13 protein-coding genes, 1 tRNA gene and 3 pseudogenes are annotated in these 26,285 nt (G+C 61.7%); 10 read left to right on the top strand and 7 right to left on the bottom strand.

Annotated features, from left to right (window positions below; genetic code table 11):
- Positions 1-11: 11 nt before the first annotated feature.
- Positions 12-98: transfer RNA gene (locus AB4O05_RS19250), tRNA-Leu, on the top strand.
- Positions 99-178: 80 nt separating this feature from the next.
- Here the strand turns inward: AB4O05_RS19250 and AB4O05_RS19245 are convergent.
- Positions 179-394, bottom strand: a pseudogene (locus AB4O05_RS19245) (site-specific integrase); the annotation flags it as partial.
- Positions 395-601 (bottom strand): annotated as a pseudogene (locus AB4O05_RS19240) (DNA cytosine methyltransferase); the annotation flags it as partial.
- A gap of 84 nt (positions 602-685) precedes the next feature.
- Between AB4O05_RS19240 and AB4O05_RS19235 the strand changes: the two are divergent.
- On the top strand, positions 686-1,285 hold the full coding sequence (locus AB4O05_RS19235) for a hypothetical protein (protein WP_460135942.1): 600 nt from the start codon (positions 686-688) through the stop codon (positions 1,283-1,285).
- Between the two features lie 244 nt (positions 1,286-1,529).
- Here the strand turns inward: AB4O05_RS19235 and AB4O05_RS19230 are convergent, their stop codons facing one another.
- A complete protein-coding gene (locus AB4O05_RS19230) occupies positions 1,530-1,874 on the bottom strand; it encodes a hypothetical protein (protein ID WP_460135943.1) in 345 nt (114 codons plus the stop codon).
- Positions 1,875-2,015: 141 nt separating this feature from the next.
- Between AB4O05_RS19230 and AB4O05_RS19225 the strand changes: the two genes are divergently transcribed.
- On the top strand, positions 2,016-2,333 hold the full coding sequence (locus AB4O05_RS19225; RefSeq protein ID WP_460135944.1) for a hypothetical protein: 318 nt from the start codon (positions 2,016-2,018) through the stop codon (positions 2,331-2,333).
- Positions 2,334-2,798: 465 nt separating this feature from the next.
- Here the strand turns inward: AB4O05_RS19225 and AB4O05_RS19220 are convergent, their stop codons facing one another.
- The 4 genes and pseudogenes from AB4O05_RS19220 to AB4O05_RS19205 form a co-directional block, all read right to left on the bottom strand.
- Positions 2,799-3,137 (bottom strand): hypothetical protein, encoded by a 339-nt coding sequence (locus AB4O05_RS19220; protein WP_460135945.1) that lies wholly within the window; start codon positions 3,135-3,137, stop codon positions 2,799-2,801.
- A gap of 139 nt (positions 3,138-3,276) precedes the next feature.
- Positions 3,277-3,498: pseudogene (locus AB4O05_RS19215) on the bottom strand (hypothetical protein); the annotation flags it as partial.
- A gap of 369 nt (positions 3,499-3,867) precedes the next feature.
- Complete coding sequence (locus AB4O05_RS19210; protein ID WP_460135946.1) at positions 3,868-4,176, bottom strand: hypothetical protein; 309 nt, start codon at positions 4,174-4,176, stop codon at positions 3,868-3,870.
- A 267-nt stretch (positions 4,177-4,443) separates the two neighbouring features.
- Positions 4,444-6,660, bottom strand: a complete 2,217-nt coding sequence (locus AB4O05_RS19205; protein WP_460135947.1) for a TonB-dependent siderophore receptor — start codon at positions 6,658-6,660, stop codon at positions 4,444-4,446.
- 294 nt (positions 6,661-6,954) lie between these two features.
- On the opposite strand from AB4O05_RS19205, the gene AB4O05_RS19200 reads away from it, so the two are divergent.
- The 7 genes from AB4O05_RS19200 to AB4O05_RS19170 all read left to right on the top strand — a co-directional run bounded on the left by AB4O05_RS19200 (position 6,955) and on the right by AB4O05_RS19170 (position 26,276).
- Entirely contained in the window at positions 6,955-7,758 is an 804-nt protein-coding gene (locus tag AB4O05_RS19200; RefSeq protein WP_460135948.1) for an ABC transporter ATP-binding protein, read from the top strand.
- Positions 7,755-8,738 (top strand): FecCD family ABC transporter permease, encoded by a 984-nt coding sequence (locus AB4O05_RS19195; RefSeq protein WP_460135949.1) that lies wholly within the window; start codon positions 7,755-7,757, stop codon positions 8,736-8,738. The genes AB4O05_RS19200 and AB4O05_RS19195 overlap by 4 nt, the downstream gene beginning before the upstream one ends.
- Entirely contained in the window at positions 8,735-9,784 is a 1,050-nt protein-coding gene (locus tag AB4O05_RS19190) for a FecCD family ABC transporter permease (protein WP_460135951.1), read from the top strand. The genes AB4O05_RS19195 and AB4O05_RS19190 overlap by 4 nt, the downstream gene beginning before the upstream one ends.
- Positions 9,785-9,835: 51 nt before the next feature.
- Positions 9,836-10,774, top strand: coding sequence for an ABC transporter substrate-binding protein (locus tag AB4O05_RS19185; RefSeq protein ID WP_460164779.1), 939 nt, complete (start codon positions 9,836-9,838; stop codon positions 10,772-10,774).
- Between the two features lie 120 nt (positions 10,775-10,894).
- Entirely contained in the window at positions 10,895-11,884 is a 990-nt protein-coding gene (locus AB4O05_RS19180; protein ID WP_460135953.1) for a TauD/TfdA family dioxygenase, read from the top strand.
- A 69-nt stretch (positions 11,885-11,953) separates the two neighbouring features.
- On the top strand, positions 11,954-16,771 hold the full coding sequence (locus AB4O05_RS19175; protein ID WP_460135954.1) for an acyl carrier protein: 4,818 nt from the start codon (positions 11,954-11,956) through the stop codon (positions 16,769-16,771).
- 43 nt (positions 16,772-16,814) lie between these two features.
- Positions 16,815-26,276: an amino acid adenylation domain-containing protein gene (locus tag AB4O05_RS19170; RefSeq protein WP_460135955.1), complete on the top strand. Its 9,462-nt coding sequence runs from the start codon at positions 16,815-16,817 to the stop codon at positions 26,274-26,276.
- Positions 26,277-26,285 lie beyond the last annotated feature (9 nt).

Genomic DNA, 26,285 nt, shown 5'->3' with positions numbered 1-26,285 from the left:
ACCGCGCTGCCGCCCGAATGGCGAAACTGGTAGACGCATGGGACTTAAAATCCCCCGCTCGTAAGGGCGTCCCGGTTCGATTCCGGGTTCGGGCACCATATGATTCAAGGGCTTGCGTGATTTTTCATGCGAGCCCTTTTTGTTTTTCGCTCCGCAATTTAAGAGGGCGCTCCGCAACTCACTTTGTTGGCGTGACCTTTTTTCCTATCCTTTTACGGATATAGTTCTCCGTCATCACAACCGTGGTGTGCCCTAACTGATCGCGCGCTTGCAAGATGTCACCGCTGGATTCTGCTTTGTCAGTACCAGCTTTTGCGCGAAGGTCGCGCATCTGAAAGTCTCCCGTCTCAACACCTGCCGCCTCACGGGCCGCGTCAAACCTCCCACGCAACATTGGGTGATTCACTGTGTGCATGCTGATCGCTTGCGGGCTGTGGTTCTTCGCAACGTTCACCGCACTGCCCAGCCTCATTTCCAGCCCGGTACCGGCGCCGCCACCGCCACAGAAGAAGTCGACAACGATCTCATCGTCCTGAGGGTTGAAGCCGAGTCCGTATTGAGTTTTGAAATCGAAGGGGTGTTTCTTCTGTTGTGCGGACATAGGTGATCCTCGCCGGGTATATTTGGCGGATAAATTCGGAGGGGGGGGGGGATTGGGATGCTTAACGAGAAGGGGAGGTCTCTAATGAAACCGTGGATATCAGTTCAAAATTTTGTTTTGGCTTGCGCACTGATTTTTTTGATTGCACTGCTCAAACTTACAAGCAGTGAGCTAGCGAGTTGGGTACAGGCTATTGGGTCCATTGCTGCGATCTGGGGAGCGCTACATGTCAGCAACTTGCAGCATTACCGTCAAAATGCTGCTCAAAATGCTATGGCAATAAATCGGGCTAAAGCTCGATTGGCAGTAGTAAAAAATGCTGCCGAGTACGGTATGTCGACGGGGGCATTTGCTGCCAAAACTCCACCCATTTACGTCTTTGTTAGCACCTGGAAAATGACGCTGGGAGTTACTACAGCAGCGGCCTTGAGTTCTCTAGAGGCACTTCCTAGTCATGAGCTTGGTACTTATGAAATGGTCCTTGCCTGTAGCGGGATATTGGGAGGTTTGGTCCAAATGAGGGCTGACGTCAATAGTCTCATCGACAAAGGAGAAGTCAGCGAAGAATCCGCAGTGCTGGCTTACGAAGGAATACAACTACAAGGCAGGATGATTGAAATGTATTGGTTACAGTTTCAGGATTCGTTTTCGAAAGAGATTTCCCAACTAGAGTTGTCAAACTAGGCGACGCACACATTCGACTCCCATAGGTCGCTGCCACCGATCAGCTCTTCGTTATTTTGGAGAAATTCGTAGGCCAGGACCGTCTCGCTGTCGCGACCGTCGGCGAAGGTCTCGACCCCCTCAACTACGTCAGTCAGGTCGGAGAAAGGAAGGCGCTCGTCTTCTGCCCCGTCGCGCTCGCACAGCCATTAACGAGTTGTTCAGCCTGCTCCAGGGTGACGCCCTTATTCGGGACATCCGCGATCTATTCCGGAGCCTCATCGCTCCGCAATTCGTAATCGATGCGTCCGGCGATGCACTCGCACACAGTGTCACGGATCGCGTCGAAGTCGATCACCTTACTCTTGATGTCGCGGTCCAGCTTCTCGTGCAGATAACCATCGCTCTGGTGGCGCAAGAAGTTGATGCTGTAGCTGGATCCAACGTGGAATACGAGCGGGCCGATATCGCCCATCATGCACATGCCGAAGCGGGTAACGCAGATGTCGAACCCGTAGCAGCTGCTGCCTGGCCGTGCGCAGCGCCAAACCTCGACGCCGTTTTCACTCACCAGCTGGGTGTACTGATGTAGGGCCAGGTCTTCTGCCACGCGGGCGGTGAGTGCGGCGCGTTCTTGCTCTTTCTTGGATTATCTCCAGTCAGGCGCCGCCCTCCGTGTCGGGTGGTGGCAATTTGGTTTTGGTTGGGGTATTACGGATATCCGGCATGGAGTCGGATCAAGGAGATGCTGATGCGCTATGCGGCCTGGACGGTAGTTTTGTTTTTCGCTGTGAGCTGGACTTTTGGTCTTTTGGTGGCCCCGCAGCATCGAGTGAAATCAACAGTCGTAGCTCTCACCCACTGGTGGATATCTATTGCGATAGTAGTGTTCATCGGCCTTAGCGTGTATCACCTTTTTTGGCTCATGCCGCTCGCATTGGTAGTATCGATGGTTGCCCTTAATATTGAGTTGAGAAAATTTCGGGCCAATGTTGGAACGATTTTCTTGAAAGTCGCCTTGGTCATGTGGCCTGCAATTTTCTTTACATTGAAGGCTGCGGAAATCTGAGGCCAGGAGACGCCCTTCGGTTTACCGATGCAGCGAGTAGATTGATATAATGGCCTATTGCAATTACGATCACGCCTTTCTCAAGGGAGTGATTTTGATGTTTCCACGATATTTCCGCTGGATTTCGGTGCTGGGCATCCTTGCCGCAGTTGTTGTCTTCGTATTCGCTAGCCTGCAAATATTTACCGGTATGGCGCCGGCAACAGACCTGATTCGACCTATCATCGCAGCGGTCGCATTTGGGTGGGCTTTCACACAGTCCACAAAGGTCTGAGTCTGGACAAGGTTTTTACTCAGGTTTGCGGGTTATTCGTCGTCGTCGACATTTATTTGAAGTGATTCGGCGAAACCCGCTTGCCGTAATTTGTGCGCCACATTTTCCGATACGGTCAAATCGTGGCGCGGAATTTCGAAGAGATGCGCGGACTTCTTGGCGCCCAGTGAGTGCGCGTGCGCAATCAGTCGTCAGATGGTAGCCCGGTCTTTCTCTTCGCTCAGTTCAGCGGTGAGTGCTTCAAGTCGGACCCGCATTCCCTTGCGGAAGTAGTGGCGGATGATGTCGGACGGTCCTTTTACTTTCTGGGGCGCCGGCGGTAGATTCTCGGCTCGACCATTCAGCACCAGCACCAGCACCAGCACCAGCACCAGCACCGCCTCGCTGACTTCCTCGACCTCATGCCAGCACATCAGTTCGTCGAGCATCCGCCAGGTACTGTGCGGGACCGTGTGCCGCAATTCCTGCTCGCCCAGTTCCTGCCGCTCCTCGGCAAGCTTGGCTGTGCGTTCCTTCTGTTCGGCAGCCATGGCCTACCTCTTCTAATCCGCTGGCCGGCAGTGCGAGCCAGGTTTGACGTTTGCGTTGCTGGGTGCGGGCTATGCGGCGCATGAATCGACCTTGACTTGGCGCCAGGCCCATATGATTTAAAAAGAAAAGTCTGCGGACTTAACCCCCCCCCCACTCGTAAGGGCGTCCCGGTTTGGGCACCATATGATTCAAGGGCTTGCGTGATTTATCACGCAAGCCCTTTTTCGTTATATGCCCGAGCTGATCACGCGCCTGTAAGAAATCGCCGCTGAATTCTGCCTTGTCAGCACCCGCTTTGGCGCGCAGGTCCCTCATCTGAAAGATTCCTTCCCCTCGTAACATGCTGCTGGTCATTGGCTGATCGTTAAAACTCTATACTGCGGTTTTTAGGGAATATGAGGAACACGGATGTCCAGCTCGTTTCAGGCCTTTGGGTTTATCTTTCTTGCAAGTGGCGCAAGTGCTCTTCATCTATGGCTTATCTGCAGGGTAATGGTTAGCGGCCTTGGCGGATTGAAGAGAGCCTTGTTACTGGTGGCACTGTTACTTGCTCCGATATCTGCTCTTACGGCCGGACATGGTTGGTATGGAAAGCTCATCTTTCCAGAGGATATTGAGCTTAGTTCGGACTAGGAGTTGCGCGTGCGCAGGTTGATGGCCATCGCATGGAAGGCAGCGAAGTTGAGGACGGGCAGGCGGAGGACTTGGAAATCCTTCAATGCTGCGGGCTTAGCGCACAGGCGGGGCATCATGAGTCAGGTGCCACTGGTCCGCGATATCACTCAAATCTGTTTGTTTTGAACGTTCGATATCTTGGATGAGATCGCCAAGGCCAGCCTGATCTACATTGGCGCGTTCGCGTTTTTTAGGGTTCTGCAACGGAATGAAGGTGTCACAAACGCTGCCGGCCGGGAGTTTCGTGCCTTTAAGCACCTCTCTCATCACACTGCGAGTTGCCTGACGGCCTGAATGGTCATCACCGTTGTTCTGAGCGGCCTTTCTCAGTCGATCTGCCTTGTCTGCGTTCGTCTGGCTCATACGGTCCTTCGCTTCAGATAATCAACAAGGCACAAAGCTACTACGCCAGGCCCCCACGCAGTTACTGGCATTTCATCCACGCTGGATGCCTGGACAGGGAAAGCGGCAAAAAAAACGCTGGGGCGGTTGGCCGACCCCAGCGTTGTCTCATGTCGCTTATTCCGCTTTCGCGTCTTCACCTGCTCAGGTTGGACGGTCAGTGGGTGGACTTTTTGAACAGGTCGATCCTCGACAAGAGAGTTGACGACATGCTGACCGAACCCGTGCTTACCACCTGAAGTTGACGGACGTCACCAACTCGCGTTCGTCGCCGTAGCGGCAGATTGCAAACTCACAGTAGGTGTACTTTTTGTTCATGACGTTGTTCGCGTTGAGGCTAACGTCCCAGTTCTTGTCGATCTGGTAGCTGGCCATGGCGTCGAACAGGGTATAGGCGGGCATCTGCGAGGCAATACCGGAGGCCTGGGTCGTTCCCTGGTACCGCGCACCACCGCCCACCTTCAGCTTCGGCAAGCCAAACAAGGCGAAGTTGTAGTCAGCCCACAGGGCGGCCTGATGGTAGGGCGTGTCTTCGCTGCGCTGGCCTACTTCGCTCTGGGTCAAGCTTTTGGTGATACGTGCATCGGTGTAGGCATAGGTCGCGATGACACTGAGTTGAGGGCTGACATCCGCCTTGGCTTCCAGCTCAAGTCCACGGGAGCGCTGTTCGCCGATTTGTGTGGGGTTGGCCCCTGCGAGGTCAAACTTCAGCACGTTTGTCTGGGTCAGTTCGTAGACCGCCGCGCTCAACAAGATGTTGCTGCCCGTGGGCTGGTAGCGAATGCCGACTTCGTACTGCTTGCCTTCGGTGGGGTCGAACGTCTGGCCAGGCGCTTCGGACACCGCGACCGGGAAGAATGATTCGCTGTAGCTGATGTAAGGCGCAAGGCCGTTATCTGCCTGGTACACCAGCCCCGCGCGCCAGGTCGTGGCTTCGTTGTTCTGGCTGAGTTTCTGCCCGGTGGCGAAGCCTCTTTGATCCTGGTCTGCCCAGTCGTGTCGGCCACCGAGCAGCAATAGCCAGTGATCGTCGAACTTTATCTGGTCTTGCAGGTAGATGCCTGTCTGCAGGGTGTCGATCTGCGAGCCGCGATCACGCCTCGGATCCTTGTTCACGACCACGGGCTGTCCGTAGTTGTAGGTGCTGAGGTTGAGGGAAGTGGTATTGGCTCGGAAGTTATGCGAGTCGTACGAGGCATCGTAGGTATCGGCGCCGACCAGGAAGGTGTTTTCCACGCCGCCGATATTCCAGCGGGTTTCGATATTGGTATCGCTGGCCAATGCTCGGGAGCGTTCACGCCGATCACTGTACTGACGGGCCAGGATACCTCGGGTGGCCGCCGCATTGATGGCCGCTGTACCTGTCTGGGCCTGCAGGTATTTCCATTTCACGTCCGCTTCGTAGTAACGCAGTTTGTTACTGATACGGGTGTGCTCGTCGAAGCGGTGTTCGAACTCATAGCCGATGGCGGACATTTCGCCATTCATGTCGTCATAGCTGGGCTCGCCGATGAAGTCATGGCGGCCGATGGTGAAGGGGCCGTTGCCTACACCCTTGACGAGCTGGTAGGGCAGGGGCGCAGAGAAGCGTGTGTCACTTTTCTGGTAGAAGGACAGCAAGGTCAGCGACGTATCGTCGTTGGGGCGCCAGGTCAGGGCTGGGGCGATGTAGGTCTTGTCGTCGTTGACGTGGTCCTGCTGGGTATCACTGTCGCGCTTGAGCAGGGTCAGGCGATAGCTGAGGGTCTCGCTGTCGCCGAGGGGGCCGCTGAAGTCTCCAGTCAGTTGCTTGCGGTCATTGTTGCCGTATTGCAGGCCCAACTCATGCAGCGGGGTGTCGGTCGGGCGCTTGCTGACGCCGTTGACAAAACCGCCCGGCGACAACTGCCCGTACAGCACCGAGGCCGCGCCGCGGATCACCTCTACGCGCTCCAGGCCGTAGGGTTCCTGCACACCGTCATAGGAGTTGTTTTGCAGGCGCAGGCCGTCGCGCAACGAGCCGCCGGTGGCGGACTCTACGTCGAAGCCGCGAATGCGGAACCGGTCGGAGGTGCGGTTGAAGCTGCCAGGCTGGCTGGTGAAGCCCGGGGTATAGCTGAGGGCGTCGGCCAGGGTGTCCGATTTGCGGTCGCGCATTTCATCGGCTGTCACCACGGACAACGATTGGGGTGTTTCAGTAATGGCCGCATTGGTTTTGGTGGCGCTGGTGTTGCGCAACGCGACTTTGCCGTTGATCGGCCCCGTGGGGTTCTCGGGCGCCGTGGCATTGATGTTGATTTCTCCGAGTTGAACCGCCGCGCCCTTGTCGGACGGTTCACTCTGCGCGGCAATCGCCTGCGCTGAAAAAATGCTTCCCAAAGCCAGTGCAAGGGTGCTTAGGTGAAACACTGGATGACGCCTGGCATAACCATTTTCGCTGGCAACTGTTGTTTTTGTTCCGCGCATCGAGGGAGTCCTTGAGTTCACATTTTGGCTTCGGGTGGGCCTTATGCCCTGATTCCTGCTCAATCAGGCAGACCGTGCAGAGGGATGTCTACTGGCCATATATTAGCTGTTAATGATAAAGGTTTGCATTAGTATTGTCAGTCCTGCGGGCATTTTTTTTAATTTCGACATATCCTGTCGCCCACTTAGATAGCCCCCCCAACCGATGGCCTCATATGGCCGGGCGTAAAAACGCTGCGGGGGCATTACTCGATGAATGATTCGATCAGGCCTTTTGGGCGTGGAGGGAAGGTCATGCTGAAAGCCACCGACGTGCGGCTGAGCTATGGCGAACAGCAGATTCTCAACGGCGTCAGCCTGGATATACCGCAAGGTCGTTTCACTGCGTTGATCGGGGCCAATGGCTGCGGCAAGACCACGCTGTTGAATGTGCTTGCGCACATGCTGCGGCCGAGTGCAGGCAGCGTGCGGTTGTCGGGAAAGCCCTTGGGGCAATATTCGCGTCGGGCGTTGGCGCAACAACTGGCGTTATTGCCCCAGCGCACCACATCGCCCGCCGGCATGACTGTGCGCGAGCTGGTGATGCAGGGGCGTTTTCCCTGGCAGAGTTGGTGGCGCCAATGGTCCGAACAGGATCAACAGGCGATTGAGCGCGCCATTGACCTGGCTGGCATCAGTCTTTTGCTTGATCGTTCGTTGGCAACCCTGTCGGGTGGGCAATTGCAGCGCTGCTGGATCGCTATGACGCTGGCCCAGGATACGCCGGTGATTCTGCTGGATGAGCCAACGACCTTTCTCGACATTGCGCACCAGGTCACGCTGCTGGAATTGCTGGTTGACCTTCGTGACCAAGGCAAAACCATCGTGGCTGTGCTTCACGACCTCAACCAGGCCGCGCGTTATGCCGATCATTTGGTGATGATGCGCGAAGGGTGCCTGCTCGCCCAGGGCTCGCCTGCCGAGGTGTTCACGCGGGAAAATCTCAAGGCGGTGTTCGATCTGGATGCGCACATTATCACCGACCCCCATTCCGGTGACCCGTTATGCGTACCGCAGACCCGCCTCAAACGGTCGGCAGCCCTGCGGGAGGCGATGTGAGTCACGGTTTACGCTTGCCAGTCTGGTTGGGTTTATTGCTGGCGATCGCCCTGGCGGCGCTGCTTCATCTGCTGGTCGGCGCCAAGGACATACCCTGGCATGAAGCGTGGCAAGCCTTGGTCGCCTACGCACCGGACAACGCCGACCAGAACGTCATTCGCGGCAGCCGCTTGCCGCGCCTGCTGGTTGCGATACTGGTAGGGGCCAGCCTCGGGCTTGCTGGCGCAATCATGCAGGCGGTGGGCGATAACCCGCTGGCCGACCCTGGCATTCTCGGCATCAACAGCGGCGCTGCGTTGTTTGTCGTGTTCGGCTTGCTGGTGCTGCCGGGCAACGATATGTCGATGATTCCGTTGTTTGCGTTTGCGGGCGCATTGGTGGCCGCTCTCGGCGTCCTGATGTTGGCGGGACGGGGGCACAACCCGATTCGACTGACCTTGTCGGGTGCGATGATCGCGGCGCTGTTCAGCGCGATCACCTCGATCTTGCTGCTGCTCGACCAGCAGGGCCTCGACAGCTTGCGGCGCTGGCTTACCGGCTCTATCGGCGTGACCGGAGGCTCGATGCAAGCCTGGGTCTGGCCTTACCTGTTATGGGGTATGGCATTGTGCCTGGTGAACGTACGTGCGTTGAATGCACATCGCCTGGGCGCGCAAGCCGCCGCAAGCATGGGTGTCAGCCTGTTGAAAATGCGTGTGTTCGGCCTGGCATCGGTGGTCCTGTTGTCAGGGTGTGCGGTGTCACTGGCGGGTCCCATTGGTTTTGTCGGCCTGGTGGTGCCGCATGCTGCGCGGCTGTTGTTCGGTGATGATTATCGTCGACTCCTGCTGGCGGCTCCGTTGCTGGGGGCCTTGCTGCTGATCCTGGCGGACATCGCGGCCAGAACCGTGGTGCGCCCGTTCGAACTCAATACCGGCATCGTAACGGCCCTGATCGGCGGCCCGATTTTTGTCGTGCTGGTGTTGAGGAAGGTCCGATGATGCGCACTGGATTGACCTTGCCCCGCGCCTATCCGTGGCTGCCATGGGTGGCCCGGCCGATCGATTTGATTTCAGTGCTGTTGCTGATGGTTGCCGTGGTGGCAATGGCGCTGTACGCCTTGACTGTTGGCAGTTATGCGCTGGATGTTGCCCAGGTAGGGCAAGCCTTGCTGACGCCTGAGCAGGTCGACTCGACCCTGCGCAATTTGCTCTGGGAGCTGCGGCTGCCCCGGGTCTTGCTGGCGATTCTGGCCGGCAGCGCAATGTCTCTGGCCGGCCTGTTGATGCAGTCGTTGACGCGTAACCCGTTGGCGGCGCCGGGGCTGGTGGGGGTCGAGTCGGGCGCCAGCGTTACCATGTTGCTGATCATCGTGCTCTGGCCGACGCTCCTGCCTCTGGCGTTCTACCCCTTGGCGGCGCTGGCCGGCGGCTTGACGGTGGCGTTGTTTGTCGCGCTGCTGTCCTGGCGCCAGGGCATCTCGCCGTTGCGCCTGATCCTGGTCGGCGTGGGGCTGACCGCCATGCTCAGCGCGGTGGCCGATTTGCTCATTACGTACGGCAATATCGACCAGGTCGAGTCGGCGCTGATGTGGCTTGGTGGCAGTTTGCACCGCGCCGGCTGGCCGCAGGTGCACAGCCTGGGCATCTGGCTGCTGGTGGCGGGGCTGCCATTGGTGTTCTGCCATCGTCAGCTGAATCTGTTGCAGCTGGGCGAAAAAGTTGCCCTCAGCCGAGGTCTGAATGTTACGGGGGTCATGCTGGCCTTGTTGTTGTGCAGCGTGATGCTGACGGCGGCGGCTGTGGCGAATGTCGGCACCATGACGTTTGTCGGGCTGGTGGCGCCGCATCTGGCGCGACAAATGGCCGGTGATCGTCATGGTGCGTTGATCCCTTTGTCGGCATTGGTCGGCGCGCTGTTGGTGCTGGCCGGTGACACGCTGGGCAGAGGGCTTTTCCCTCCGTTGCAGTTGCCGGCGGGGCTGGTGGTCGCAATCATCGGCGCGCCTTATCTGATTGTTTTGCTGGCGCGCCAGCGCAGTCGCTGAAACACATTAACGCCTATCGAAGGGGCTGGAGGTAAACACGTGCGGGAACGGGTGAAGGTTTTTTTTCGGGCGATGGTCGGCATGCTGTGTGTGCCGCTGGCATTGTTGGCTGGGCAGGCCGGTGCGGCTGAAACCAAGGTGTTCGAAAACCAGTTTGGTCGGGTCGAGGTCCCCGTGGCCCCGCATTGCATTGTGTCTTTGCACGATTTCAGCCTGACGACCCAGTTGCTTGAGCTGGGGATCAAGCCCTGTGGTTCCACGGGGCGTAAAAAGCTGTTCTCGGATGTGTTGTTTCGCGGAACGCAAGGGCGGTTCGATGTGACGGGTATCCAGTACGTCGGCTCGCAGCAGGCACCCGATCTGGAGGCCATCGCCGCCTTGAAACCTGATTTGATCGTCGGTTTGTCGTATCACGCCGACCTCAAGGACAAACTCAGCAAGATCGCCCCGGTCGTGCTGCTGCCCGTCCGGGAAGGCGACATCAAGACCTATGCCAAGGAGCTCGCCGACCTGGTTGGCAAGCCGCAGCGCTATCAAGAAATGCTCAACGAATATCAAGGGATCGTCAGCGAGTTCAAGAAGCGCGTGAAAGAACCTTCACGTATCACTGTCACCACGCTGGAGGTCTACAGTGACGGTTTCCAGCTGATCGGGCGCGGCGGCATGGACGACGTCATCGCCGATTTCGGCCTGGGGCGCGTCGCCGCGTACCGCGATGCCCGGCAAAACGTGCCTTACAGCCTGGAGCGCATCGGCGACTTCGACAGTGATTTCATTATCGACACCTATGAAGAGCTGCTCAATTCAGAAGCCAGCACCGCGGCGTTTCGCCAGTCGCCGCAGTGGCAGAACCTGTTTGCGGTGAAGAACCGCCAGTTCCTCTACCTCAATCGCAGCCGCTATGCCGATACGATGCAGGGCCTGGTGGGTTCCGCCTATTTGTTGATGTCGCATATCGCCGAACGGGAGAGCGTGCTGCAGGCCAAGTGAAACATGTCGTCTGTGAAACAATACACATTAATGACAATGATTCTCTATTGCAGCTGTTACCTATTTGTATTAGTTTGTGCTCTCGAAAAAATGCGCCGATGGCGATGGTGGGGGGCTCAAATGGAAAGTGGTGTGTTGCGTGCACAGGTTCAATTCAAGGATGTTGTACCGGGTAGCGAGCAGACCCTCCCGTTCATTGTCGAAGCCGCGAATGCCGGTGACGCCTGGCAAGCCAGCCAGGCGCTGATCCGGCGCGTGGTCGAAGCCGAATTACCCAGGGCTGGTGGCATTTTGTTTCGTGGCTTTGGATTCAACGGCGAAGCGGACTTCGAGGCATTTGCCCGCAGCTTCGGTCATGAACTGCTGACCTACGATTACGCATCCACCCCGCGCACCAAGCTCAACAACCGGGTGTACACGTCTACCGAGTACCCGGCCCATCAGGTTATCCCGCTGCACAATGAACAATCCTATTCGCTGAACTGGCCGATGAAGATCTGGTTTCATTGCATGCAGGCCTCGCAGGTCGGCGGTGAAACACCTATTTCCGACAGCCGCCTTGTCTACCAGCAACTCGACCCCGCCATCCGTCAGCGCTTTGCCGAGAAGCGCCTGATGTACGTGCGCAATTACGGCAACGGCCTGGACTTGCCCTGGCAGCAGGCATTCAGCACCGAAGACCGCTCGCAGGTTGAGCGTTTCTGTCGCGCCAGCCACATCGACTTCCAATGGACGGAGGACGGCGAGCTTTCCACGCGCCAGGTCTGCCAGGCCGTGGCCCGGCATCCGGTCAGCGGCGAATGGGTGTGGTTCAACCAGGCCCATCTGTTCCATATCTCCAACCTTGCCGCGTCGGTGCGCGAGACCTTGATCTCCATTGTCGGGGAGCAGGGGGTGCCGCGTAACGTGTTTTACGGCGACGGCTCACCCATCGAGCTGGAGGCGCTGACGCATATCCGCGAGGTCCTGCAACGCTGCCAGGTGAGCTTTGCCTGGCAGGCGGGGGATGTGTTGATGCTCGACAACATGCTGGTGGCTCACGGCCGCTCGACCTTCCAGGGCACGCGCAAGGTCGTGGTCGCGATGGCGGAGCCTGCCTCGGCAAGCTGATCGCCTCTGACTTTCAGAAAGCCGTCGTCATGGGCGGCCTGTTTCGAACCTGCACAAAAAGGACACCCAATGCTCGATCGCCTGATGCATCGCTGCTGGCTGCGCGGAATTCGCTTATCGGCGGCCGAAGGCCAATTGATCATTACGCACGGATCGCCAGAGGCGCTGGATGAGGCGCTCAAAGCTGAGCTTCACGCCTGCCAGGCCGACGTTGTGCAATGGCTGCAACAGCATCCCGATTATTTCGAGGCACGGCCGCTCACGGATAACGAGCAGGCACTCTGGTTTCTGCAACGCCTGGAACCTGACAGCTGTGCGTATAACATTGCCTACGCCGGTCGGATCAAGCCGCAGTTCGTCACCCCGGACTTGCCCCAGCGCCTGCAGGACGCCTGGGCGACGCTGCAACAACGCTATCCGATGCTGTGCACGCCGTATGCCGAGCGCAACGGTGAATGGCTGCAGTGGAGCCACCGCGAGCGCGTCCGGCCGTTGCAGTGTGTGGCCTTGCAAGCGGCAGACGCCGCGACGTTGCAGCAACGTATCACCGAGTCGGCCGATCTTCCCTTCACTCTGGAAGACGGCGATGTCAGCCGCGTCGTTCTGTTCAGCAACGCCTGCGACGGCCATGTCGAGCACACCGTGTTGCTGGTGATTCATCACATCGCGGCGGATCTTGCCACGTTCTACATCGTGCTCAATGAGTTGTTCGCATTGGTCAACGACCAACCGCTGCCGGCCGTGAATCCCGACGCCTATCGCAACTATTGCAGTGCGCTGCATATCCGCAGTGAAGTGACCGAGCCTGTGGAGCTGGCATGGTGGCAGGCGTGGCTGGCCGAAGCCCCGGCGCTGGAGTTGCCGACGGATTTTCCCTACGGCAGCAATCAGGCCTTCAAGGGCGGGGAGTTGTCGGTGCGTTTCGACCCGGCCACCACCGCACGGTTTCGCGCCGTCGCCCGCGAGTGGGGCGTAACACCGTATGTGCTGTGGTTTTCGCTGTTCCAGCAATTTCTCGGCGTACTGTCGGGCCAGGATGACTTCGTCCTCGGCACACCCAGTGGTTGGCGCTTGCGGCGTGAACACGTCAACCTGCCGGGTTACCTGGTCAATCCGCTGCCGATCCGCTGTCGCTTGCGTCGGGACCTGTCCAGCGGCGAGTGGGCCAGGCAGGTGGACGCCAACGTCAAGCAGGCTCTGCAGCACCGCCACTATCCCTTCTCGCGGCTGGTCAAACAGCTGGATCTACCGCGTCAGGCGGGCAGGGCGCCGCTGTTCCAGCATATGTTCACCCTGAACAAGGAACGCACCGCGCCGTTCGAGCAGTATGTCGACCGCTTGCTCTCGGAGCAGCGAGGCGCGGCCCACGAACTGAACATGGTGATCATCGACGAGGAAGAGGGATTCCTCTGCCGGTGGCGCTACAGCAAGGCGTTGTACCGCCATGCGACCGTCGAGCGCTATCGGGATCAGTTTGTCGCCCTGGCACTTGCCGTGATCGAACAACCCCAGGTGCCGTTTGCCGAACTTGACTGGCTGGCGCCCGAGCAACACGCGTTGCTCACCGGCGAGGACGTGCCGGTGGGCGTCAGCAACGCCTGGCAGGCGTTCACCGAGCAATGTGCACTCAAGCCTCGCTCGATTGCGCTTGAGGATCAGCAGGGTGCGCTCAGCTATGCCGAACTGGGGCGCGCCGTGGTCGCCCGTGGCGAACGCTTGCAAGCGAATGTGCCGTTGGCCGGCGAGCGTGTCGCGTTGTGCCTGCCGCGCAGTCGTGAGCTGGTGATGCACATGCTCGCGACGTGGCAGTGTGGCGCGACCTACCTGGCCGTTGATCCGCAGTGGCCGCCGTCACGTTTGCAGGCGATCTGCGAGGATGCCATGCCCAAGGTCTGGATCAGTCAAGGTGCGCGGCCTGACTGGTTGCCCGAGCAGGTTCGGTGGTTGGCGTTGCCGGCGGCGCCCCTGTTCAGTGAGTCGCCTTTGCGCGCGCCCCTGGCGGCCGATCTCGCGGCTTACGTGGTGTACACCTCGGGCTCCAGCGGTCGGCCGAAGGGCGTGATGGTCAGCCAGGGCAACCTGATTCACTACGTGAGTGGCTGCCTTGAACGCCTGGACCTGACGGCCGACGCAAGCCTGGCCAGCCTGGCCAGTTGCGCCACCGACCTGGGGCACACCGCCTTGTTCGGCGCATTACTGAGCGGGCGCCGCCTGCGCCTGCTGGCCGAGGACCTGGCCTTCGACGCCGAGGAACTGGCTGCCGAGCTGGCGCGCCAGCCCGTCGATCTGTTGAAGATCGTGCCTTCGCATCTCAACGCCTTGTTGATCGCCACCAACCCGCAGCGCTTATTGCCGCGCCAGTGCCTGGTGGTGGGCGGCGAAGCCCTGGGGCAGGACCTGGTGACACGCTTGCGCGCCTTGCAAACGGACTTGCGCATCGTCAACCACTACGGCCCCAGCGAAACCACCGTCGGGGTACTGACCCATGAGGTCGATGCCACGGGGGCCGCGCCGTTGGGGCGGCCACTGGCGAATGTCCAGGTCAGTGTGCGTTCACCTGACGGCGCGCTGTTGCCGATAGGCGTCAGCGGCGAGTTGTACGTTGAGGGGCCGACGGTGGCGCTGGGTTATCTCAGTGCCGACGATGCTGACCGGGCTCGTTTTGGTGAGCACGGCTATCGCACGGGCGACCGAGTGCGGCTTAATCACCAGGGGCAGGTGGAGTTTCTCGGGCGCCTCGATGAGCAGGTCAAAATCAGGGGGTACCGCGTAGAGCCGGCAGAGGTCGCGGCGCAGTTGCGTGCCCTGCCGCAGGTCAGCGACGCCAGGGTGTTGAACAACCCCACGTTGCTGTCGGGCAATCGCCTGGTGGCCTTTCTGGTCGCGCCGCCGGCTGCACTGGGTGAGATCCAGAACGCCCTGCAGCGGCAATTGCCGGACTATATGCACCCGGCCGAGTGGCATTGTCTCGACGGATTTGCCTTGCTGCCCAACGGCAAGGTCGATCGTCAGGCGTTGTTGCGCCTGGCTGAGCAGGCTACGCCTGCTGTCCATGAGCCACAGCGGTCGAACGATCAGCTCCTGGATGCCGTGGAAGTCGCCTTGCTGGACATCTGGCGGGCAATGCTCGGCAACCCCGAGGTGGGGCCCGATGACAACTTCTTCGCCCTGGGGGGCGATTCGATTCTCGGCCTGCAGATCATCGCCCTGGCGCGTCAGCAACAGATCCTGATGACGCCCAAGCAGCTGTTCGCCGAGCCAAGCGTGCGCGCCTTGGCTCGGGTGGTGCAGACCCCGCAACGCACCCTCGAACGGCGCCTGCTCGACATCGCCCGGGATATTCTCAACAACCCTGGTTTGCAGGTGGACGATAATTTCTTCGCGGTCGGCGGCGATTCGATTCTGAGCCTGCAGATCATCGCCCGCGCCAAGCAACAGGGGCTGCAACTCAAACCCAAGCAGATCTTCGAACACCCCACCGTGCGCGGTTGGGCCGTACAGGTGATCGACCTTGGCGCACGGGATGCGCGGCGCGGCGACGAAGCGCCCGAACCCACCACGGCGTTTGCCTTGACGCCCATCCAGGCTTGGTTTTTTGCTCAACAGCACAACCTGTCCGAACCCTGGAACCAGTCGCTGTTACTGGCCCTTGACCAACCCCTGGACCCGGCGCGCTTCACCCAGGCCCTCGGCTCGTTGCTCAAGCGCCATGCCAGCCTGCGCCTGACCTTCGTGGCAACCCCCGAGGGCTGGCAACAACGCTACCAAGGCTTTTCCCCGGACCAGGTCGACGCGTTGCTGCACGTGGAGGAGGCACCCTTGACCGAAGCCCTGCTTCAAAGTGCGCAGCAGGGCTGGAACCTGGCCCAGGCTCCGTTGATCCGCTGGGTGTACTTCGCCCACAGCCGCGAGTTGCTCTGTACGGCACATCACTTGCTGGTCGACGCGGTGTCGTGGCAGGTGCTGCTGCACGAGCTGGAAAGCCTTTACCTGCACCCGGAAACGGTTCTGCCCCCCGTGACAGCAGGGTTTCATGTGTGGAGCGAAGCGTTGCAACGCCGCCGTGGCGAGCCCGATGTACTGGCCCAGGTGGATTTCTGGCGGGCACAACTGGCCGCTGAGGGCGGCGTGCCTGCACCGCTCGGCCTGTACGGTGAGAGCCAGACGCTGGATGCGCAATTGTCGGTCGAGCAGACGCAATGGCTGCTGGGCGACTGTCATGCCGCCTACGGCACGCAGGTCCAGGACCTGCTGGTGGCCGCCCTGGCCGGTGCCATCGGGTACTGGCAGGGACGCGAGCGCGTCACCCTGGAACTGGAAAGCCACGGTCGCAGCGGCTGGGAGCAGGGCCCCGATCTGTCCCGGTCGGTGGGTTGGCATACCAGCCGCTATCCGCTGGCCGTCGACACCTCGTGGGACCTCGAACACTCGATCATCGCCGCCAAGGAAGCCCTGCGCAGCATCCCTGAACAAGGTATCGGCTACGGCCTGCTGCGCCTCGATCCGGCCCACGGCCTGGGAGCGACCTCGCTGTTGACCTTCAACTATCTGGGGCGCGTCGACCAGTGGCTCGAGGCATCCAGCCTTTGGCGACTGGCCCGACCGATCTGCCCCGGGATGCGCGCCGACAGCACCCGTCGCACGCATTGGCTGGATGTCACCGCACTGGTGAACGAAGGTCGCCTGCATATCGAATGGCGTTACGACCCGAAGGCCCACACGCCCGCAGTGGTCCGCGAGCTGGCCGAGCAATTCCAGCAGCGCCTCGCTGGCTTGCTGGAGCACTGCCTGGCGCCGGCCGCTGGGCGTGCCACGGCCTCGGACTTCGCTGACTCGGGCTTGTCCGACGATGAATTCCTGGGGCTGCTCGAACAACTTGAGCAGTGATTATTCCTGCGTCCCCTACATTACAGGTTCGGATACCGTCAGCATGAACGACAAGGTCAAAGCACTTTCGCGCAATATCGAATCGATTTACCCGCTGGCCCCCATGCAGCAAGGGTTGTTGTTCCACAGCCTGTTGCACCCTGGCAAGGGCATGTATCTGCTGCAATACCGGCATGTCATGGTCATGCCGAATCTCGACCTGGCGGCGTTCCAGCAGGCCTGGGCACAGGTGGTGGAGCGCCATGAGCTGCTGCGCACCTCCTTCGTCTGGAAGCAGCAGAAGCGCCCGATGCAAGTGGTGCACAAACAGGTCCAATTGCCGATCACCTATGAAGACTGGTCGCATTTGAGCGAAGGCGAACAACAGGAGCGCCTGGAACGCTTGCTCAGTGAGGAGCGCGCCCAGGGGCTGGACTTTACCAAGGCGCCGCTGATGCGCGTCAGGCTCTATAAGCTGGCGCCCGACACCTACCAGTTCGTGCGCAGCTATCACCACATCCTGATGGATGCCTGGTGCTTCTCGATCATCATGATGGACTTTCTCAACGGCTATCGCGCGGCCCAGGAAGGCCGTCGCCTGAACCTGCCGGCGCCGCGTCCGTATCGTGATTTCATTCGTTGGCTGGAAACCCAGAAGCCCCAGGACCATCAGGCGTTCTGGCAACAACGCCTGGCGGGTTTCGACACGCCCAACGAGTTTGGCTTCGGCCATGTCGGCCGCATCCAGGGCGCCGCCGAGCCGGTCGAAGACTGTGTCGAACAGCTGCAGATCGAGCAGACCCAGGCATTGCAACACGCGGCGGCCCAACACGGCATCACCCTCAACACCCTGGTGCAAGGGGCCTGGGCGTTGCTGTTGGCGCGCTACAGCGGGGATCGCGACCTGGTGTTCGGGATAACGGTCGCCGGCCGCCCGGTCCACCTGCAAGGCATGGACAGTATTGTCGGGCTGTTCATCAATAGCCTGCCGCTGCGTTGGGGCTGGCGCCCGGACGAGGCGCTCGGCCCGTGGTTGAAGGCGCTGCAGAGCGAAAATCTGAGCCTGCGCGAACACGAAAGTGTGTCCCTGGCCGACATCCAGCGCTGGAGCGATGTGCAGCGCCAGGACCTGTTCCAGAGCCTGTTCGTGTTCGAAAACGCCCCTATTGCCGCCGACCTGCGGCAGGGGCAGCTCGACTACCTGATCAGCGACATGGCCAACCGCACCCACACCAACTATCCCATCACGGTGGTGATCGTTCCGGGTGAGCGCCTGCACCTGCAGTTGACCTACCAGACCGACTGGTTTCTGCGCGAAGAAATCGAGCAGATGCTGCGCCATTTCCGCACCTTGCTGCTGAACATCGGCGATGCCCTGCGCACGAACGCAGCGACCCCCTTGCACCAGCTGGCGATGCTCGATCCGCGTGAAATCGCCCATCAGCATCAGGTGTGGGCCGGCGGTGGCCTGGCGGCCGACGAACAAGCGCTGCACCCTTTGTACATCGAGCGATTGCAGCAACAGGTGCGCCGCACGCCCGAACGCATTGCCGTGGTTCACGGCGAGCAAAGCCTGAGCTTCGATCAGGTGAACCGCGCCGCCAACCGCCTGGCCCGGCACCTGCGCGCGCAGGGTGTCAACGCCGGCGACTTGGTCGCGGTATTCGACGAGCGTGGCCTGGACCTGGTGGTGATGATCGTCGCCACCCTCAAGGCCGGTGCCGGCTGGCTGCCACTTGACCCGCGCAACCCGCCTCAGCGCTTGGCTCAAGTGCTGCGCCAGAGCCGCACGCCGTTGCTGATTCACAGCGCGGGGCTGGGCGAATTGGCGATGCAGGCCGTGGGTTTACTTGAGCAGCGCCCCAACGCCGTGCTCTACGACCCGGCCGTATTGAACCGCTACAGCGATGACGACCTGAACCTGCCGGTGTACGAGCATTCGCTGGCCTATTGCATCTTCACGTCCGGTTCCACCGGCACACCCAAGGGCGCCATGGTGGCGCACGCCGGGATGCTCAACAACATCCTTGGCAAGCTGCCGGGGCTGGGGCTCGATGCGAACGATGTGATTGCCCAGACCGCGCCGCAGTGCTTCGACATTTCCGTCTGGCAAACCCTTGCCGGGCTGGTGCTGGGCGCGCGCACCGTGATCCTCGGCGATTGCGTGGTGCAGGACCCCGATGCTCTGGCGTCGGCCATCGAGCGGCACGCGGTCAGCATCCTCGAAGCCGTGCCCTCACTGATGCAGGGCCTGCTTGACGCGGGGCTTGAGCGTTCGCGCCTGCGCTGGGTGCTGGCAACCGGCGAAGCGCTGCCGCCGGCCTTGGCGCGTCGCTGGTTCGAACGCTATCCCGCCATCCCGTTGATGAATGCCTACGGGCCCGCCGAATGCTCCGATGATGTGGCTTTCCATCCGTTGCTCGAACGGTTGCCGGAACACCGCACCAACGTGCCGATCGGCCGTGCCACGCTGAACAACCGCTTGTACCTGCTCAATGCCGACCTGCAGCCGATACCGGCCGGTGCGGTGGGGGAGATTTTCGTCGCCGGTGTCGGCGTCGGGCGCGGCTACATGGCCGACCCTGCGCGTACGGCGGCGGTGTTCCTGCCGAACCCGATCGCCAACGATGGTTCGCGCCTGTATCGCACCGGCGACCTGGCGCGCTTCCTGCCCAATGGTGATCTCGAATACGTCGGGCGTACCGACCATCAGGTCAAGATCCGTGGGCACCGCATCGAGCTGGACGAGATCGAAGCCTGCCTGACCCGTTACCCCGGCGTGCGCGAGGCGGTGGTCGTCGCCCGTGATGACCAGCAACGTGCCAAGGTGCTGGTGGCCTATGTGGTGGGCGATGCCCTGGCCACTATCGAAGCCTTGCGCGAGCATGTGCTGGGCAACCTGCCGCCGTACATGACGCCGGGCGCATTTGTCTTGCTGGAGCGGTTTCCACTCAACGGCAATGGCAAGATCGACCGCAAATCCTTGCCCGCGCCGGACTTCGCCGCGCAGAGCCAGGCCCGCTACGTCGCGCCGAGCAGCGAGCTGCAAAGCCAGATGGTCGAGGCTTGGCAGAGCGTGCTGGCGCTTGGCAAGGTCGGGGTCGAGGACAACTTTTTCGAGCTGGGCGGCCACTCGCTGCTGGCCACTCAACTGATTGGCCAGGTCGGCAAACTCACGGGCAAGGACCTGCCTCTGCGCGTGGTGTTCGAGCGCCCGACCATCGCCGCCATGGCCGATTGGCTGGAGAACCAGGCCGACACCGTGAAGCCATCGCCAAGCGTGTTGCCGCGCCCTGAAACGCTGCCGCTCTCGTTTGCCCAGCAGCGTCTGTGGTTCTTGCAGCAACTTGACCCCGACAGCCCGGCCTACAACCTGGCCGGCGCCGTACGCTTGACCGGTGAGTTGCACATCGCCGACCTGCGGGCGGCGCTGCAGGCGGTGGTCGACCAGCACGAGGTGCTGCGCACCGGGTTTATCAGCCAGGCCGATGGGCCGAGCCAGGTGGTGCTGGAGCGGGCCGAGCTTGACGTGCCCGTGATCGAGGTGCCGGACGAGGAGGCGCTGCACGGTCTGCTGCGTCGGGACGCTATGACACCGTTCTCGCTGGACGCCGCGCCATTGTTGCGCGCCAGACTCTATCGCCTGGCGCCGGATGCCTTTGTCCTCTCATTGAACTGCCATCACATCGTTGCCGATGGTTGGTCCCTGCAATTGATCATCGACAGTGTGTGCAAGCAGTACTGCAACGTGCGCCAGGGCATAAGCACCGCACAAATAGCCCCGGCGATGCACTACGCCGACTACGCCGTCTGGCAACGTCAATGGATGGACAGCAAGGCGTGCGAGCAGGAACTGGCCTATTGGCGCGAGCAGTTGAGCGGCGAGCTGCCGGTGCTGGAGCTGGCGGCCGACTTTCCCCGCCCGGCCCAGGCCAGCCAGGCCGGCGCTCGTATTGAACGACGCTTGCCCGACGCCCAGGCGGCACGCTTGCGCGCCTTCAGTGCCCGCCACGGCTGGAGCAATTTCATCCCGATGCTCACCGCGTTCCAACTGCTGTTGCGCAGCCGCAGTGGCACAGACGACATTCTGGTCGGGGTGCCCGCCGCCAATCGGCACCATGCGGTGCTGCAACCCCTGGTCGGGTGCTTCGTCAATACACTGGTGTATCGCAAGCAACTCTCGGGTGAGCGCAGCCTGCTGCAGCTGATGAATGAACTGCAGGCGTTGTCCGTATCGGTTCAGTCCCATCAGGACTTGCCGTTCGATTACCTGATCGAGCAGCTCGGTGTCGTTCGGCAGGTGAGTTACAACCCATTGTTCCAGGCCATGTTCAACTACTTTCCGGGCAATGCCCTGGAACGTTTCGAGCTGACCGATGTGATCGCCGAGCCGCTGGACAACCGTCCGGACAGCGCCTTGTGCGATGTGCACCTGGACGTGCGCGACAGCGAACATGGCATCAGCCTGAGCCTTCAATACAGCACCGACCTGTTCCGCGAACAGACGGCCCAGGCGATGGCCGACCAGTATCTGGCATTGCTCGATGTGTTGCTGGCGCAGCCGCAGCAAGCCTTGGGTGAGCTGGCATGGCAAGCCGCCGACACCCACCTTGCGCGGATCGATGGCCGTCGTGTGAGCGGCCATCAGGACATGATTCAGGCCTTTGCCCATCAGGTGGCCCGCCAGCCTGATGCGATCGCCGTACTGGCCGGCGACGAGCGTCTGACCTACGCCGAACTGGACCAGGCCGCCGAGCGGCTGGCGGCAGCCTTGCAGGCCCGTGGCATTGGCCTGGAAGATCGAGTGGCGCTGAGCCTGCCCCGTGATGCCCGCCTGCCCATGGCCATGCTGGCGATCCTCAAGGCCGGCGCTGCCTATGTGCCATTGGCCGAGGACACACCGCCGGAACGTGGCCGCTACATCCTTGAGGCGGCGCAACCCAAACTGTGCCTGGGCACCGGCGCTAGCCTGGCGGTATTGGCACAGTGGAACAGCGGCGTGCCGTTGCTGGACATCGATGCCTTGGAGGCAACCGGCCGCTGCACGGCGGTGCCACCGACGGCAGAGCAACTTGCCTATGTGTTGTATACCTCCGGTTCCACCGGCCAGCCCAAAGGCGTGGCCATCAGCCGTGGCAACCTGATGAACCTGATGCTGGCCGTGGAGCAGGTGTTGCCCATGACCGCCCAGGACCGGGTGCTGGCCTTGACCACCGCGACCTTTGATATCGCCATCGTCGAGTTGCTGCTGCCCCTGGCGCATGGCGCCAGCATCCTGTTGGCCGACCGCGAACAGGCGCGCGACCCCCAGGCCATCGATCACCTGCTGATGAGTGGGCGACCGACGATCATGCAGGCCACGCCGGCCACCTGGCGCATGCTGGTGGCGCACACCTCGCGCAGTTGGCAGGGCGTGCGCGCGGTGTCCGGTGGCGAGGCCTTGCCCGTGGCACTGGCCGAGGCCATGGAGGGCCGAGGTGCCAGGGTGATCAACGGTTACGGGCCGACGGAAGCGACGGTCTACAGCACCTTTGAAGTGCGTCGCGGCGACGAGGCGGGGGTGGAGGTGCCGATCGGGCAGCCGGTCGCCAACACCGCCGCGTATGTCCTCGATGCCGACTTGCAGCCTGTGGCCGCCGGCGTGCCTGGTGAACTCTACCTGGCCGGGGCCAACCTCGGGCGGGGCTACTTCGCGGCGGCGCGGCTGACGGCGGCGGCTTTCCTGCCGGATCCTTTCGTGCCGGGGGCCCGCATGTACCGCACGGGTGACCGGGTGCGGCGCAACCGCAGCGGTAGCCTGGACTACCTGGGGCGCCTGGATTTCCAGGTCAAGCTGCGTGGCTTTCGCATCGAACTCGGGGAAATCGAAGCGCTGCTGGCGCGTATTCCTGGGGTTCACGAAGCGGCGGTCGTGCTGCTGGGCAGCGGCGAAGCGGCGAGCCTGGTGGGTTACTACGCAGGCGAGGCGCTGGATGAGACGCTGCTGCGCGAGGCACTCGGCGCGCAACTGCCGGACTACATGCTGCCAAGCCAGTTCGTGCGGCTGGACACCCTGCCTTTGAGCCCAAGCGGCAAGGTCGACCGCAAGGCGTTGCCGGCGCCGCTGCAACGCGACGGGCAGCGCGGCGCGCTCTCGGGCGAGTGGGAACAGGCAGTGGCGAGGCTCTGGGAGGCGCTGCTGGGATGCTCCGACGTGGGCGCGCACGACCATTTCTTCGCCCTGGGTGGCCATTCGTTGCTGGCGGCGCGTCTGGTGGCGCGGATTGCCGAGCTGCATGGCCGGCGCCTGCCATTGCGCACGCTGTTCGAGCACCCGGTCCTGCGCGATTTTGCCGCGCAGGTGGCACTGAACAGCGTTGAGGCCGATAGCCTCCTGCGTCCGTTCAATGCGTGCCAAGCGCCGTTGCATTTCACCCAGCAGCGCTTGTGGTTCCTCGACCGTTTGCAGGGGGACACTCAGGCCTACCAGCTGTCCCTCGCCTTGCGCTTGGACGGTACCCTGCAACCCGAGTTGCTGGAGCAGGCTCTGGCACAACTGAGCGATCGTCAGCACAGTTTGCGCACGGTGTTCAGCGAAACGCCCGAGGGCGCGCGCCAGGCGGTCGAGGTGTGCACGACGGTGCCGCTGAGCCGCGAACCCCTGGAGGTCGATGTGCATTCGCCGGCCTTTGCACAAAGGTTGAGCCAAGAGGCACAACGGCCCTTCGACCTGTCGGCGCCACCGTTGTGGCGGGTGCAGCTGTATCAGGGCCAGCGCCTGAGCGTGCTGCAGGTTACCTTGCACCACATCATCGCCGATGCCCGCTCGCTGGAAATTTTCTTCAATGAACTGCAACTGATCTACCAGGCGCTGGCGCAAGGGCGCAGCGCTTGCTTGCCGCCACTGCCGCTGCAGTTTTCGGACATCGCGGCCAGCTGGCAAAGCCCGGCAGGCCAAGCGCGTATCGACACGCAGTTGGCGTACTGGCGCCAAACCCTGGCCGGGGAACCGCCGGTGCTGAACCTGCCGACCGACCTGCCACGCCCCGCAGAGCAAGGCTACACCGGCCAGCGCCTGCGCTTCAGCCTGCCGGCGCCACTGGTCAAGCGTTTGCGCGAGACCGCGCAACGCCACGGGCTGACCGCATTCACGCCGTTGCTGGCAGCCTGGAAAACCCTCCTGGCCAGGCACTCGGGCCAGCGTGAAATCTGGATCGGCCTGCCCGTTGCCCATCGCCACCAGGCGCATACCGATCACCTGATCGGCTACTTCGCGACCACCCAAGTGCTGCGCAGCCGCCTGGACGCCCAGCAATCGGTCGAACATTTGTGGCAGCAACTGCACGCCACTCACCTGGCCGCGCAGCAACATGGCGACGTGCCTTTCGAGCGGCTGGTGGAGGCCTTGCAGGTGCGCCGCGACCTGAGCCACACACCGCTGTTCCAGGCGCTGTTCAACCTGATCCAGCGCGATGTGGCAAACGGCGAACAGCGTTTTGCCGGTTTGCCGGCGCAGCGCCTGGCGGTGGAAAGTGACAGCGCCCTGGTGGATATCGGCTTGCACATCGAGCAGCACGGTGACGATTGGCCCTGTGTACTGGAATACAACACCGACCTGTTCCTGGCCCGCACCGCGCAACGCTATGCCGACGAATTTCTGCACCTGCTCGAGGGCATGCTGGAAAACCCGCAGGCGCGCCTCTGGGACATCGACCTGGCCAACGCCGACCACGCCCTGGCCCAGCGCCCCTGGCACCGGCCTGACGAGGCGGTGCACCGCGACGCGGACCTGATCGCCCGTTTCGAGCGTCAAGTGGCACTGACCCCTCAGGCGCTGGCGGTCGATTGCCAGGACCAGCAACTGAGCTATGCCCAACTCAACGCGCTCGGCAATCGCCTGGCCCATTGGCTGCGTACACAAGGTGTCGGTACGGATGACCTGATTGCGGTCTGCCTGACGCGAGGCCCGTGGTTGCTGCCAACCCTGTTGGCCATTCACAAAGCCGGCGCGGCGTACCTGCCGCTGGATCCACAACAGCCGGCGGAGCGCCTGCGCTTCATCATCGAGCACGCGCGCCCGGCCCTGGTACTCAGCGAAAGCCTGTGTGGCGATGCCTTGAGCGGGGTCGACAACGTCTGGCTCGATCAGGTGCCGCTGCAGGCATGCAGTGCCGATAACCTCGGGCTGGCGGTGCACCCACAGCAACGCGCCTACGTGATCTACACCTCCGGCTCCACCGGCACCCCCAAAGGCGTCCAGGTCAGCCGCGAGAACCTGAGCAACCTGTTGGCCGGGCTTGATCGGCAATTGCCGCTCAGCGCGACGGATGTCTGGTTGGCCAGCACCACGTATGCGTTCGATATGTGCAAGCCGGAGCTGTTCCTGCCGCTGGTCAATGGCGCGTCCATACTGCTGGCCCGCCGCGAGCAGGTGGTCGATGGGTACCAACTGTTTGCCTTGCTGCGCCGGGCCACGGTGTTCCAGGCGACGCCCGCCGGCTGGCAGATCCTGCTGGAAACCGCGCAGGCCGACTGGCCGCCGGTGCGTGGGTTGATCGGCGGTGAAGCGGTTCCCGGTGAGCTGGTGGCCGAGCTGCGCAGCCGTGGCGTGGCGCTGATCAATGCCTATGGCCCGACCGAAACCACGGTGTGGTCAACCACCCAGGCGTTGCAGGACGCGCCGTCCGGCGTGGCCGATATTGGCTTGCCGTTGCTCAACACCCGCTGCTACGTGCTCGATGAAATGCTGCGTCCGGTGCCGCTGGGTACTACCGGCGAGTTGTATATCGCGGGCGCCGGGGTGACTCGGGGTTATCAGCATGCCGCCCCGACAACGGCTGCGGTCTATCTGCCCGACCCCTATGCCAGCCAACCTGGCAGCCGCATGTATCGCACCGGCGACCTGGTACGCCGGCGCGAGGACGGTCGCCTGGCGTATGTCGGGCGCAGCGACTTCCAGGTCAAGGTGCGTGGGTTCCGCATCGAGCCTGGCGAGATCGAATCGTTGTTGCGTCGCTACCCGGGCGTGGAGGAGGCGGTGGTGATGATCGATCCGCGCAGCCAAAGCCTGTTCGCCTGGTTGCAGGCGCCGAGCTCGGTTGACCAAGGGGCCCTGCGTCGGTACCTGGAAAGCGTGTTGCCGAGCTATATGGTCCCGGCCGGTTTTGTCGAACAACCGCGCTTGGCCCTCAATGCCAACGGCAAGATCGACCGCAAGGCTTTGCCGGCGCCGCAGCCGGTCAGGGTCGAAGGGGTGGCGCCGCGTACCGAAACGGAGCGGCAACTGGCCGAAATCTGGCAGGACCTGCTCGCGGTGCCGCACGTTGGGGTGTTCGACAGTTTCTTCGAACTGGGCGGTCATTCGTTGTTGGCGATGCGCCTGATGACCCAGGTCGAGAGCCGTTTTGGCATCAGGATCGAGCTGCGCAGCCTGTTCCATAACCCGACAATTGCCGCACTGGCCGAGCAGATTGACAAACCCCAGGGGCCTTCGGCCGACGAAAGCCTGGACGAAATGCAGCGCCTGCTATCAGAGATGGAAGAGTAAGGATGAGTG

This window comes from Pseudomonas sp. S1_G07 (assembly GCF_054668565.1).
This window is presented reverse-complemented; position numbering and strand designations above follow the sequence as displayed.